Origin of the sequence: Ureibacillus xyleni, from assembly GCF_900217795.1 — a bacterium.
GTDB classification, from domain to species: domain Bacteria; phylum Bacillota; class Bacilli; order Bacillales_A; family Planococcaceae; genus Ureibacillus; species Ureibacillus xyleni.
This window is the reverse complement of record NZ_OBMQ01000001.1, coordinates 56079-69831: the sequence shown is the minus strand read 5'-3', so window position 1 is coordinate 69831 and position 13753 is coordinate 56079. Positions and strand designations below refer to the sequence as shown.

Sequence of the window (13753 nt, the reverse complement as noted above, 5' to 3'; positions counted from 1 at the left end):
GTTTTCGGGTATACCGAAACTATCATGTCCATCTATTGTAACATAAATTGTTATATTTGCATTTTGGGTTTTAATTTATTTAGTCCTTATTCAACACGGTTAGATGTACTAACCGTGATGGTTTCACGACGAATGTTTGCGCCCAATGAACACAATTTCTCTATTAAGGAACTATATCCTCGTTCGATATGATATATTTCTTGTATTTCAGTTTCTCCGTCTGCAACTAAACCAGCTAATACTAATGCCGCTCCAGCACGAAGATCAGTAGCTGTCACTTTCGATCCGTGAAGTTTTGTCGGACCTTGAATGATAGCAGTATTCCCTTCCACTCTTGCATTCGCATTCATACGTCGAAGTTCATCAATATGTTTAAAGCGGGCAGAATAAATTGTATCCGTTACTTTAGATGCACCAACAGCTTGCGTCATTAATACCGATAGTGGCTGTTGTACGTCAGTAGGGAACCCTGGATATACAAGAGTTTTCACATCCACTGCTTGAAGTGCGTCTGATCTTGGAATAAAAATACTTTCTTCCCCTTCAACCACTTTGACACCCATTTCACGTAATTTTGCAGTTATAGCTTCAAGATGGAATGGAATAATATTATCAACAGTAACACCATCACCGATTGCTGCTGCCATTATCATAAACGTAGCAGCTTCAATACGATCGGGGATAATTGTATGTTTTGTTCCATGCAATTCGTCGACACCATCGATTCGAATGACACTTGTACCAGCACCTTTAATATTCGCACCCATATTCGTTAAAAGTGTTGCAACATCAATGATTTCTGGCTCTTTTGCAGCATTTTCAATGACAGTACGCCCTTTTGCACGTACTGCTGCTAGCATAATATTAATAGTAGCTCCAACACTGGCAACGTCTAAATAAATTTTTGCACCGACCAATTCGTCTGCACGTAAATAAATTGCACCATGTTCGTTTGTTACTTTAGCTCCGAGTGCTTCAAAACCTTTAATATGTTGGTCGATTGGACGAGGACCTAAAAAACATCCCCCTGGTAGTCCAATTACTGCTTTTTTGAAACGACCAAGCATTGCCCCCATTAAATAATAAGAGGCGCGAAGTTTTTTCACATTGCCATTTGGTAAAGGAATGGCTTGCATTTGTGTCGGGTCGATTTCCATTTGACCATCTTTGAAAGCGACCTCACCACCGATTTCCTCCAACAATGCTTTTAACGTCCAAGCATCAGATATTTCAGGTATTCCACCGATTGTGACAGTCGAATTTGCAAGGATAGAAGCTGGGATTAAAGCAACCGCACTATTTTTTGCTCCACTGACTTTCACTGTTCCTTTTAGACGGTTCCCACCGATGATTTTATAAACATCCATTACACGTTCTCCCTTATGATTGGAAAGTTTCACTTATTATTGTCCTTTACTTACTTGTCAGATCCGCTCACTTTCTAAAACAAAGGTGACCAAATAATAATTCATTTTTTCTTATTATTTACCAATTTCACAATTTAAAGCCTATTTTACATAAAGAAAATAAGTTTTTTTCATTTATCTTATATATTATTTAAAATTCCAGTTAAGTTGACAGTTGGGACTAATAGTTATTTACTTTTTCGTTTTTCCCAATCAGCTAGGAACCCTTCAATTCCTTTATCAGTTAATGGATGATGGAAAAGTTGTTTTAATACTTTGAAAGGAGTTGTTGCGATATCTGCTCCAGCTAACGCTACTTCTGTAATGTGTTGAGGATGACGGATAGACGCTGCAATGATTTCAGTTGGAATATCATGAATCGCAAAAATGTCAGCAATTGTCCCAATTAATTCAGAACCCGTTTGACCGATATCATCAAGACGTCCTACGAATGGAGAAACGTATGTTGCACCTGCACGAGCAGCCATTAATGCTTGGTTTGCACTAAAAATTAGTGTCACATTTGTTTTAATTCCTTTTTCAGAGAAGAATTTACAAGCTTTTAGTCCATCTGGTGTCATGGGTAGTTTAACCGTAATGTTTGGAGCAATAGCCGCTAATTCTAAACCTTCTTTAATCATTCCTTCTGCATCAAGAGAAATTACTTCACCACTTACAGAACCATTAACAAGTTCTGCAATCTCACGTAAACGATCATGGAACGACACATTTTCTTCTTTTGCAACTAGTGAAGGATTTGTTGTAACACCTGATAAAATCCCCCATGAATGTGCTTCTTTAATTTCCTCAAAATTTGCTGTATCAATAAAAAACTTCATTAGAAAGCCTCCTTAAATTTTCAACTATCAAAAATGAGGAGAAGGTCGATTCATCTATCCGACTCTTCTCCTGTAAATCATTATTCAATCAAGAAAAGCAGAAATTAGGTATTTACATTATAGTAAACATTTTCCCAATAATTATAAACTATTCTGCATCCTTAAAATTAAGCTTTTTGTGAACTACCGAATTCGCGCATTTTACCGATTACAGTTTCTTTAATTGCATCGCGTGCTGGTGCTAAGTATTTACGTGGGTCATAAACTTTTTGGTCTTTTTCTAAAATTTCGCGAATAACTTTTGTTGCTGCAATTTGGTTTTCTGTATTTACGTTAATTTTAGCCGTACCTAAAGAGATTGAACGTTGAATATCTTTTGTTGGAATCCCAGTACCACCATGTAAAACAAGTGGAAGATCTGTAAGGTTTGAGATTTCTTCCATTTCGGCAAATCCTAAGTTTGGTTCCCCTTTATATGGCCCGTGAACAGATCCTAAAGCAGGTGCTAAACAATCGATTGCAGTTTGTTCTACTAACGCTTTACATTCTTGTGGGTTTGCGTAGTTGATACCGCCAATAACGCCATCTTCTTCTCCACCAACAGTACCTAGCTCAGCCTCAACAGAAACACCTTTTGCATGCGCATATTCCACTACTTCAGAAGTAATTTTTACGTTTTCTTCAAATGGGTGGTGAGAAGCATCAATCATTACAGAAGTAAATCCAGCGTCTACGGCTTCTTTACATTTATCAAAACTTGAACCGTGGTCTAAATGAATTGCCACAGGAACCGTTATTTTATAACTTTCCATTAAACCTTTTACCATGTGGACAACAGAAATAAATCCACCCATATACTTCCCTGCACCTTCAGAAACACCAAGGATTACTGGGGATTTTTCTTCTTCAGCAGCTAGTAAAATTGCTTGAGTAAATTCCAAGTTATTTATATTAAACTGACCTACCGCATATCCTTCTTTTTTCGCTTTAATTAACATTTCTTTCATAGATACTAATGGCATCTCAAAAATCCTCCTAGGACGAAATTTTTTATTATTATGCTAAAACATTCCAATAAATATTCCAGATTAACTATAACAAAAAGCATGTCGTCTCTCAAGTGTAGAGACGACATGCTTTTCTGCAGCGAAAGCTTGCGACAGCTGCAAAAACTCCTTATCAGTAAATTACTGTTGTTCATTTGTATTTACTTCTTAACTCTCTCAAGTGAGACTACAGCGTTTTCTGCGCCGAAAGCCAAAGCGACAGGCGCAAAAACACTTTATAAGTAATATACCTCTTCCCGAATTTTTTACTTCTTACGTCTCTCAAGTGAGACTACAGCGTTTTCTGCGCCGAAAGCCAATGCGACAGGCGCAAAGACACTTTATAAGTAATATACCTCTTCCCGAATTATTTACCTCTTACGTCTCTCAAGTGTAGAGACGACATGTTTTTCTGCGCCGAAAGCCAAAGCGACAGGCGCAAAAACATATAAATAGGTACTTTCCTCAAACGAAACATCTATTCACTTTAATATTGACTAAAACTCTCAGCATATTACGTTTTTATTTATATAGTTAAGTACCACCACCTATCTTCTGTCTCTCAAGTGAGACTACATCGTTTTCTGCGCCGAAAGCTTGCGACACGTAAAAATAATCAGATAGGGTTCTTTATCTTTATTCCACCCTTTTTTAGTATTTATTACTAAATCATCAAGGTACTGCATCGAAAGCTTTAGCGGCAGATGCAGGCGCAAAAACACTTTATGAGTAATATACCTCTTCCCGAATTATTTACCTCTTACGTCTCTCAAGTGTAGAGACGACATGCTTTTCTGCGCCGAAAGCCAATGCGACAGACAAAAACATATAACTACTCTCTTCACAATACAAAACAAAAAAATCCCGTCTATCGAGTTGAAGACGGGATTGAATTCTGCACAATATGCAGATTCTTATTCTAAGTATTTCATCTAAAAATAATAAGCTTAAGGAGAAATTACCATAAAAAATGAGAATCAAAATATCGAACTAAGAAGCCGCTAATACTTCATTTACTTCTTTTGTTACTTCAAATATATTAAATGGCTTTGTAAAATATTTAACCACGCCTAAACTCTTCGCTTCATCCATTAACTCCTGATCACCAAACGCAGTCATCATAAAAATAGGCATCGTAAAGTTTAGCGAACGGATTTCTTGCAAAATTTCAAAACCATTCATACCAGGAATTTTCATATCCAGTAAGACACAATCAATACTATTATTTTTAATAATTGATAATGCTTCTAAACCATTAATCGCCTGATATACTTCATATCCTTCCCTCGAAAATACTTCTTCTAGTAAAAGACGAATTCCTCTTTGATCATCTACAATTAATATTTTTCTCACAGTTCTTTTCCCCTTAAATTAAATTAGTAGTATGTATTTCACCTTTTATTTCCCCTGAATTTACAATTCTAAACATGTATACTTTTTATATTAATACTATCATCATATTTATTCACAATAATTTCATATTTTGCTTTTTACCACTCGAAAAATTATAATACATCAAAGAAGAGGTGGAACTATGTCAAAAATACTTTCTACTCAAATGAGTGGGTTATTCCAAAAAATTATTCAAAGTGAAGAAGAAGCTATTGAAGAAACTGCTCGTCTACTTGCCCAAGCTAGTGTTGGTCAAGGTAAAGTGTATTTTGCATGTTTTGATGAGCTAGAAGCAATCGAAACTAACGCTTTACAAGGTATAGAAAAATTCGCAAATCTTGAAAAATGGTCAGAAACAACCGTTGTTACGGACGTTGATCGCGTTTGCATTTTTACTCCTAGTATTGAAAATCCAAAAGTTCTAAATCTTGCTCAAACGCTTTACGAAAAATTTATACCTTTTGCCGTTGTTTCAAGTGAATCACAAGATGAACAAAATATATTAAGTAATTTAGCTTACACTTATGTATCTATGAAAATTCGTGGTGGATTATTACCTCATCCGACGAATTTAGGAGAACGTGTTATATTTCCTTATTTAATGGCCGGATTGTTTATCTATGAAGCAATCAAGTTAAACTATGACGAAATGCTATCTGATGACGAAATAGAATAAATTTATAACATTAATATACATGAATAAAGTTAAATTTAGGTTAAGTGAGAATATATATTTAACACAAAAAAGGACCATCTCCAAAAGAGATAGTCCTTTTTTAGTGTATTTTATTTACTATTGTTAAACGCTGCACCTACAAATTCACGGAATAATGGTTGTGGGCGTTGCGGACGGGAAATAAACTCTGGGTGGAATTGACAAGCCACATAGAACTTTTTCTCCGGTAACTCGATAATTTCTACTAAACGATTATCAGGGCTTGTACCAGAGAATACAAGACCTTCCGCTTCCATCGCTTCACGGTATTCGTTGTTGAATTCATAACGGTGGCGGTGACGTTCATAAACTAATTCGTCGTCATAAGCAGCCATCGCACGAGAACCTTCTTTTAATTTACATGGGTATAACCCTAAACGTAAAGTACCACCTAAATCAACCTCATCACTTTGATCTGGTAAGAAGTCGATAATTGGGTAAGGTGTTTCTTTATTTAATTCAGTAGAGTGAGCTCCTTCAAGTCCTAGAACGTTACGAGCAAATTCGATAGTTGCTAATTGCATTCCTAAACAAATTCCTAAGAAAGGTACGTCGTTTTCACGAGCATATTGAATTGCCGCAATTTTGCCTTCAATACCGCGATCTCCGAAACCACCAGGAACTAAAATACCAGCTGCATCTTTTAATAATTCGCCTACATTTTCTGCATTGACGTGTTCTGCATTAATCCAATCTACTTCAATTTCTGAATCAAAAGCATATCCAGCGTGTTTTAATGCTTCAACTACTGAAATATAAGCATCTTGAAGTTCAACATATTTCCCTACTAATGCAATACGAGTTTTATTTTGTAGGTTTTTCACTTTATGAACAAGCTCTTTCCAATCAGACATGTCTGCTTCAGGAGCTTCAATACGGAAATGATCTAAAACGATATCATCAAAATCTTGAGCATGTAAATTTAATGGAATTTCATATAAATGTTCTGCATCACGAGATTCAATAATATCACGAGCCGTTACGTCACAGAATAAAGCTAATTTTTCACGCATTTCTTGAGAAACAGGTTGTTCTGTTCGTACTACGATAATGTTTGGCTGAATACCTAATGAGCGCAATTCTTTAACAGAGTGTTGTGTTGGTTTTGTTTTTAATTCACCAGCTGCTGCAATATAAGGAATTAGAGTACAGTGAACGTACATTACATTATTGTGGCCAAGGTCAGATTTCATTTGACGAATAGCCTCGAGGAATGGAAGAGATTCGATATCCCCAACTGTACCGCCGACTTCTGTAATTACGATATCTGCGTTTGTTTCACGGCCTGCACGTTGAATGCGGTCTTTAATTTCATTTGTCACATGAGGAATAACTTGCACTGTCTTACCGTTATAGTCTCCACGGCGTTCTTTTGCTAAAACAGATTTATAAACACGACCTGAAGTTACAGTAGAATGTTTCCCTAAGTTGATATCAATAAAGCGTTCGTAATGTCCTAAGTCTAAGTCCGCTTCTGCACCATCATCGGTTACGAATACTTCACCATGTTGGTATGGACTCATTGTACCTGGATCTATATTTAAATATGGGTCAAATTTTTGAATGGTTACTTGTAATCCGCGATTTTTTAATAATCGTCCTAGAGATGAAGCGACGATCCCTTTTCCAAGTGAAGAAACTACTCCACCTGTTACAAAAATATACTTTGTCATTGCAAATTTTCCTCCTCAATACAACTTATTGCTATTTTTTTAAAAGCTAGAACATATCCGTGGTATTCAATCAAAAATTATATCTCTTTAAAAACATTCCACCGGATATTTAAACCTATACGTTTTTAAGGTTCTATTCTACTTTCTTATTCAAAATAAAAAACGCTCCATCTGCACTATGGCAGAGGGAGCGTGAATTTATCACGGTCAATCTCCTTTTTTAAGGAGCCCAAGTAAAAGAGTATATTGAAAGATAAGAGAAGTCAAGTCCTTAAATAAAAATTATGAAAAGCGAAGGCGGCTCAATCACTCCGACCCAACTGTAGGAATCGTCCTATTTTGCCCATCGAGACAATTCTTATGTTACTTTACTTTTCTTCTTCCTCTTCTTCTTCTAAATCTTCTACTTCCTCATCATCGTCTTCGATAATAAATCCTTCTTCGTCATCAATGATTTCATCGTCAATGTCTGCATCCACATCATCAATATCATCAATTTCTTCCTCAACGAAGTCTAAATCTTCTTCTTCTTCTTCGTCGTCTAATTCGTCGATTTCTTCTACGTCAACAAACTCTTCGAAGTCTTCCTCGAATACTAAATCGTCTTCATCAACAATTAACTCTTCATCTTCATCATCCACTGCTTTTGATTTACGTTTACGAGCTTTAACTGTTGGAGCTGTTTCTTCTTCAATTGTTTCAACTTTATACCATTCACGTAGTCCCCATCCGTTTTCATGGTTTAAAAGGAAACGTCCATCAATATTCATATCAGTATAAAACTGTACAAGGCGTGCTTGGATTTCATCATCTGAAAGACCGTTTAAAGTTTGGATTTCTTTAAGTAAGTCATGGAATGCGATCGGTGATTTTCTCTCTTCTAAAACTGCGTAGGCTAAGTCAATTAACGATTCTTCTGCTAATTGTTCTTTTGTTAATTCACGAATATTCAACTTCGTGCACGTCCTTTCTATCAATACAATTTCGCGTTAAGTTTATTTTGCGATTCTACATATCTTAAGCATAATATCCATTATATACAAAGTACTATACACTATGCTAGTTTCATTTGCTGTTTTTTATTTTATAAGCCTCTTTGATACCTAAGTAAAATAAAAAGCCTGATAATATGAGTAACGGTATGGAACCTAATTGTTTATTATACAAAAAGAAAGTTGCAAGTAAACATGAAAGTATAATGATGTAATGATAATATTGTTTCATTTAAAGCAATCCTTCCTTTCTGTACAATACATTATAGCTAAAATTTAGATAAAAATACTAAAAATTGCTACTAAACAACCTTCCACAATCCGCTCAAAATTATAATTTCAGTAAAATATTTATTAGGGGAGTAAATTATTTACTAAAATAGCGAATTTAGTAATATAAGAAAATCATCATATAAAAAAATTAGCGCTTGCACAACTGAAATATTATCATTTGCAAGCGCCATAAACTAATAGTATTTACATATTTCTTCTATATTGCCCTCCAACTTCATATAACGCTCGTGTAATTTGTCCAAGACTCGCAACTTTGACCGTTTCCATTAATTCGGCAAAAATATTCCCTCCAGAAAGGGCTGTTTGTTTTAATTTTTCTAAAGCTGCAAGGCCGTGTGCTTCATTACGTTTTTGGAATTCCTGTAAATTGTTAATTTGCAATTCTTTCTCTTCTTTTGTAGCTCGAGCGATTTCCATATTATTAATTTCATCTGCTGAAGGTGGGTTTGGATTCAAGTAAGTATTGACCCCAACGATTGGTAATTCACCAGTATGTTTTAAATGTTCATAGTGCATGGATTCTTCTTGGATTTTACCGCGCTGATATTGTGTTTCCATTGCACCTAGCACACCCCCACGATCATTAATCCGTTCAAACTCTTCTAAAACCGCTTGCTCTACTAAATCCGTTAATTCCTCAACAATGAAGGAACCTTGTAGTGGATTTTCATTTTTCGATAACCCATGTTCCTTTGTAATAATCATTTGAATGGCCATTGCGCGGCGAACAGATTCCTCTGTTGGCGTTGTAATCGCTTCGTCATAGGCGTTTGTATGAAGAGAATTACAATTATCTTGTAAAGCCATTAATGCCTGCAAAGTTGTGCGAATATCGTTAAAGTCGATTTCTTGTGCATGTAGCGAGCGCCCAGATGTTTGGATATGGTATTTCAATTTTTGAGAACGTTCATTTGCTCCGTACTTATCGCGCATTACAATTGCCCAAATACGACGAGCCACACGACCAATCACTGTATATTCTGGGTCTAGGCCGTTTGAGAAGAAGAATGATAGATTTGGTGCGAAATCATCAATTTTCATACCACGACTTAAATAATACTCCACGTAAGTAAATCCATTTGACAATGTAAAGGCTAATTGCGAAATTGGGTTTGCTCCAGCCTCTGCAATATGATAGCCGGAAATTGAAACAGAATAATAATTTCGTACTTTATGGTCGATAAAATAAGATTGAATATCCCCCATCATTCGAAGAGCAAATTCAGTAGAGAAGATGCACGTATTTTGACCTTGATCTTCTTTTAAAATATCTGCCTGAACAGTTCCGCGCACCACTTGCAATGTTTGCTCGCGTACTTGAGTAAATTCCTCAACAGTAAGTGTACGACCTAATTCTTCTTCACGTAATTTTACTTGTTGATCGATTGCTGTATTTAAAAACATCGCTAAAATAATTGGTGCAGGTCCATTGATTGTCATGGAAACAGAAGTGGATGGTGAACATAAATCAAATCCATCATATAACTTTTTCATATCTTCAAGGGTGCAGACACTAACACCTGACTCCCCAACTTTTCCGTAAATATCTGGACGATAATCAGGGTCTTCTCCGTATAACGTTACAGAGTCAAAGGCCGTTGATAGACGTTTTGCATCATCATCCTTTGACAAGTAATGGAACCTTTTATTCGTTCGCTCAGGTGTGCCTTCTCCAGCAAATTGTCGTTTCGGATCTTCCCCTTGTCGTTTAAATGGAAATACGCCAGCTGTATACGGAAACTCTCCTGGTACATTTTCGGCATAAACCCATCGTAAAATTTCGCCGTAATCTTTATATTTCGGAAGGACGACTTTTGGAATTTTTGTCCCTGATAAGGATGTTGTTTTCAAAATTGTACGAATTTCTTTATCTCGTACTTTTGTAACAAATTCATCCCCTGAATATGCTTCTTTTATTTTTTCCCAATTATTTAAAATACGCTGAGACTCTGCAGTTAATTCATTTTTCACACTATCTGCTAGAGATTGTAAAGATTGTAACAAAGCATCTTCTGGTGAGCTTTGCTTAACTTGTGAAATGGCACCTTCTAGTTGATATAGTTTTCTAGCTAGTTCTACTTGATGTGCTGCATGTTTGTGATAATTACGAACGGTATCCACAATTTCACGCAAATAGTAGCGGCGGTCGTTCGGAATAATAACATCTTGCTTTTGTGTTTGAACAAACTGCTCATAAGATGTCTTCCAAGAAAAGTCGAACTTCTCGTTAATTTTTGCAACAAGTGCAGCAAACAATGAATTTGTTCCTTTGTCATTAAATTGGCTCGCAATTGTTCCATACACCGGCATTTTATCTAGTTCTTCTGTCCATAATTCATGTGAGCGTTGATATTGTTTTTGAACCTGGCGAAGTGCATCTTCAGAACCTTTTCGTTCAAATTTATTGATGGCGATTAAGTCTGCATAGTCAATCATGTCAATTTTTTCAAGCTGCGTTGGTGCACCAAACTCGCTTGTCATTACATACATAGAAAGATCTGTATATTTTGTTATTTCTGCATCCCCTTGACCAATCCCACTTGTTTCCACAATGATAAGGTCGTATCCTGCAGCTTTTACAATATCCAAAACATCCCCAGTTGCTGAGGATAATTCTGTTTTCGAACCTCGTGTTGCTAAACTTCTCATATAAACGCGGTTATTGAAAATCGCATTCATTCGGATTCGATCCCCAAGCAGTGCGCCACCTGTTTTTTGTTTTGTTGGGTCTACTGAAATAATGGCTACCTTTTTCTCAGGAAACTCGCGTAAGAAACGACGAATTAATTCATCGGTTAATGATGATTTACCTGCTCCACCCGTTCCTGTAATTCCCAATACAGGGGTATTTTTTGATATTTTGCGAGCTGCTTCAAGTAAGTAGGTGATTTCACCATCTCCACCAATTTCAACAGCTGTAATGAGATTTGCTAAAATTTCAGGAGTTTCCGTTGATAGATGTTTTAATTTTTCTAAGTAGTTCCCCTTTAAAGTTGTAAAATCTGCACCTTCTAACTGCTTGTTGATCATTCCTTGAAGCCCTAGTTTCATTCCGTCTTCTGGTGAGAAAATGCCTGCGATCCCGTATTCATGTAATTCATCAATTTCACGCGGAAGGATTACCCCACCTCCACCACCATAGATTTTAATATGTGGTGCCCCTTTTTCTAGTAACAGATCATACATATATTTAAAGTATTCCATATGCCCGCCTTGGTAGGAAGAGACAGCAATTGCCTGTGCATCTTCTTGAATAGCTGCATTCACTACTTCTTCAACAGAGCGATTATGGCCTAAATGAATGACTTCAGCACCGCTTGCTTGTAAAATACGACGCATAATATTAACCGATACATCGTGCCCGTCAAATAAACTTGAAGCTGTGACAAAACGAACGTGATGTTGTGGTTTGTAAACATTGGATTGTTGTTTCTTTTCATCTACTTTCACCATACGAGATACCCCTTTCAATGAACAAATCCTACTATTCCCACTAAGATTTTATATGAAACGAAAAACACCGCCAAAATGCAACGCAAATGTACGTATGCTCTTTAGCGATGTTCCCCCCTCACTCAAAATGCAATAATCCTGACAAGCACATTTTTGTTTGTGCTCTTGTATATTCTTCTATCGTGAAATGTTTTTGTAGTGCCCATTTACGAAACGCCCACGCTTGCCCTTGGACTACAAGTAAATTTGCTGCCAAATAGATTTCTTGTTTTGATGCTATTTTCAGTTCACCTGATTGAACACAATTAGTAATAATTTTTTCGAAGAGTGATACCATTTCCAATTCTTTTTGAAATATATAATGTTGCTTATCTTTTGGAAGTGATTTTGTTTCTTGGTACATAATCGTAAATTCGTCTTTCATACTATCAATGAGTGAAAAGTATTGTTTGATTGCTAATTTTAATTCCTCTAACGTGCCTTTACTTGTAGAAATTGTAGAAAGTCGCTGAAACACTTGATCATAGATGTTGTCAGACACTAAGTAGAGCACATCTTCTTTTGTACGAATATATTCGTATAAAGTGCCGATGCTAAATCCAGCAGCTTTTGCAATTTCCCTCGTTGTTGCTCGATGAAAACCTTTTTCTCTAAATAATTTGACAGCACCACTGACAATTTGATTGCGCCTTATTTCAATGAGACTTTCATCTTTCACGTTAGTTTGAACTAAAATTTTTTCTTCATTTTCAGGCATTTATTTCGTTAACATACGCGAGATTACTAGGCGCTGTATCTCTTGCGTACCTTCGTAAATTTGTGTAATTTTTGCATCGCGCATGTAACGTTCTACCGGGTATTCTTTCGTGTAGCCGTAGCCACCAAAGATTTGTACTGCATCTGTTGTAACAGACATTGCCGTATCACCCGCCATTAATTTCGCCATGGCAGATGCTTTTCCGTATGGTAAACTATTCGACTCTAGCCAAGCAGCTTGATAGGTTAATAATCTTGAAGCTTCAATTGCTGTCGCCATATCTGCAAGTTTGAAAGCAACTCCTTGGTTTGCAACAATTGGTTTACCAAATTGAACACGTTGCTTTGAATAGTCAATCGCTGCATCTAAAGCACCTTGCGCAATACCTACTGCCTGAGCGGCAATTCCGTTACGCCCACCGTCCAATGTTTGCATCGCGATTTTGAACCCTTCTCCTTCACTTCCAAGAAGGTTTTCTTTTGGAACACGACAATTATCAAAAATAATTTCAGTTGTTGGCGAAGATCTGATTCCCATTTTTTTCTCTTTTTTCCCTACGCCAAAGCCTGGAAAGCTTGAATCAACAATAAATGCACTTGTTCCTTTATGTTTAGACTCAGGATCTGTTACGGCAAATACGATATAAATGTCTGCTATTCCTCCATTTGTAATGAAGATTTTGGAGCCATTTAGGATATATTCATCGCCGTCTAATTTTGCAGTGGTTTTCATTCCCCCTGCATCACTTCCTGAACCTGGCTCTGTTAAGCAGTACGCCCCGATTTTCTTTCCTTCTGCCATTGGACGTAAAAATTTTTGCTTTTGTTCTTCTGTGCCAAATTTATAAACGGGCCAACCCGCTAGTGAAGTATGAGCAGAAAGTGTTACCCCCGTTGAAGCACAAACACGAGAAAGTTCTTCTACTGCGATACAGTAAGCTAAATAATCAAATCCTGCTCCACCATATTCTTCAGGCCACGGAATCCCTGTTAGCCCTAATTCAGCCATCTTGTTCCAAATTTCCATATCGAATGTTTCATTTTCATCACGCTCAGCTGCAGATGGCGCCACTTCATTTATAGCAAAATCACGAATCATTTCTCTCAATTGCTCATGTTCCTCTGATAGTTGAAAATTCATTTTCCATCCCCCTCAATGTCCCGTACCGGGTACCTAAACAATTCCG

Annotated in this window: 10 protein-coding genes; 1 reads left to right on the top strand and 9 read right to left on the bottom strand. The window is 36.7% G+C overall.

From position 1 onward, the window contains the following. Positions 1-86 precede the first annotated feature (86 nt). The 4 genes from CRO00_RS00360 to CRO00_RS00345 form a co-directional block, all read right to left on the bottom strand. A complete protein-coding gene (locus CRO00_RS00360; protein WP_097071665.1) occupies positions 87-1367 on the bottom strand; it encodes a UDP-N-acetylglucosamine 1-carboxyvinyltransferase in 1281 nt (426 codons plus the stop codon). Positions 1368-1594: 227 nt separating this feature from the next. Then, positions 1595-2245: a fructose-6-phosphate aldolase gene (gene fsa, locus CRO00_RS00355; protein ID WP_097071664.1), complete on the bottom strand. Its 651-nt coding sequence runs from the start codon at positions 2243-2245 to the stop codon at positions 1595-1597. Positions 2246-2412: 167 nt separating this feature from the next. Beyond that, entirely contained in the window at positions 2413-3267 is an 855-nt protein-coding gene (locus CRO00_RS00350; RefSeq protein WP_097071663.1) for a class II fructose-bisphosphate aldolase, read from the bottom strand. 1014 nt (positions 3268-4281) lie between these two features. Continuing rightward, positions 4282-4644 (bottom strand): response regulator, encoded by a 363-nt coding sequence (locus CRO00_RS00345; RefSeq protein ID WP_097071662.1) that lies wholly within the window; start codon positions 4642-4644, stop codon positions 4282-4284. A gap of 181 nt (positions 4645-4825) precedes the next feature. Between CRO00_RS00345 and CRO00_RS00340 the strand changes: the two genes are divergently transcribed. Continuing rightward, positions 4826-5359 carry a DUF2529 family protein gene (locus CRO00_RS00340; RefSeq protein ID WP_097071661.1) on the top strand — a complete coding sequence of 178 codons (534 nt, stop codon included), beginning with the start codon at positions 4826-4828 and terminating at the stop codon, positions 5357-5359. 110 nt (positions 5360-5469) lie between these two features. Here CRO00_RS00340 and CRO00_RS00335 read toward each other — a convergent pair whose 3' ends face one another. From CRO00_RS00335 to CRO00_RS00315, 5 genes are all read right to left on the bottom strand, one after another. Continuing rightward, positions 5470-7071: a CTP synthase gene (locus tag CRO00_RS00335; RefSeq protein ID WP_097071660.1), complete on the bottom strand. Its 1602-nt coding sequence runs from the start codon at positions 7069-7071 to the stop codon at positions 5470-5472. Between the two features lie 368 nt (positions 7072-7439). Next, the gene (gene rpoE, locus CRO00_RS00330; RefSeq protein ID WP_097071659.1) at positions 7440-8024 is read right to left on the bottom strand and encodes a DNA-directed RNA polymerase subunit delta; all 585 of its coding nucleotides are present in this window, start codon (positions 8022-8024) and stop codon (positions 7440-7442) included. Positions 8025-8540: 516 nt separating this feature from the next. Then, positions 8541-11810 (bottom strand): fused isobutyryl-CoA mutase/GTPase IcmF, encoded by a 3270-nt coding sequence (icmF, locus tag CRO00_RS00325; RefSeq protein WP_097071658.1) that lies wholly within the window; start codon positions 11808-11810, stop codon positions 8541-8543. A 118-nt stretch (positions 11811-11928) separates the two neighbouring features. Further along, positions 11929-12567 (bottom strand): TetR/AcrR family transcriptional regulator, encoded by a 639-nt coding sequence (locus CRO00_RS00320; RefSeq protein WP_097071657.1) that lies wholly within the window; start codon positions 12565-12567, stop codon positions 11929-11931. Next, positions 12568-13707 (bottom strand): acyl-CoA dehydrogenase, encoded by a 1140-nt coding sequence (locus CRO00_RS00315; RefSeq protein ID WP_097071656.1) that lies wholly within the window; start codon positions 13705-13707, stop codon positions 12568-12570. Between the last annotated feature and the right edge of the window lie 46 nt (positions 13708-13753).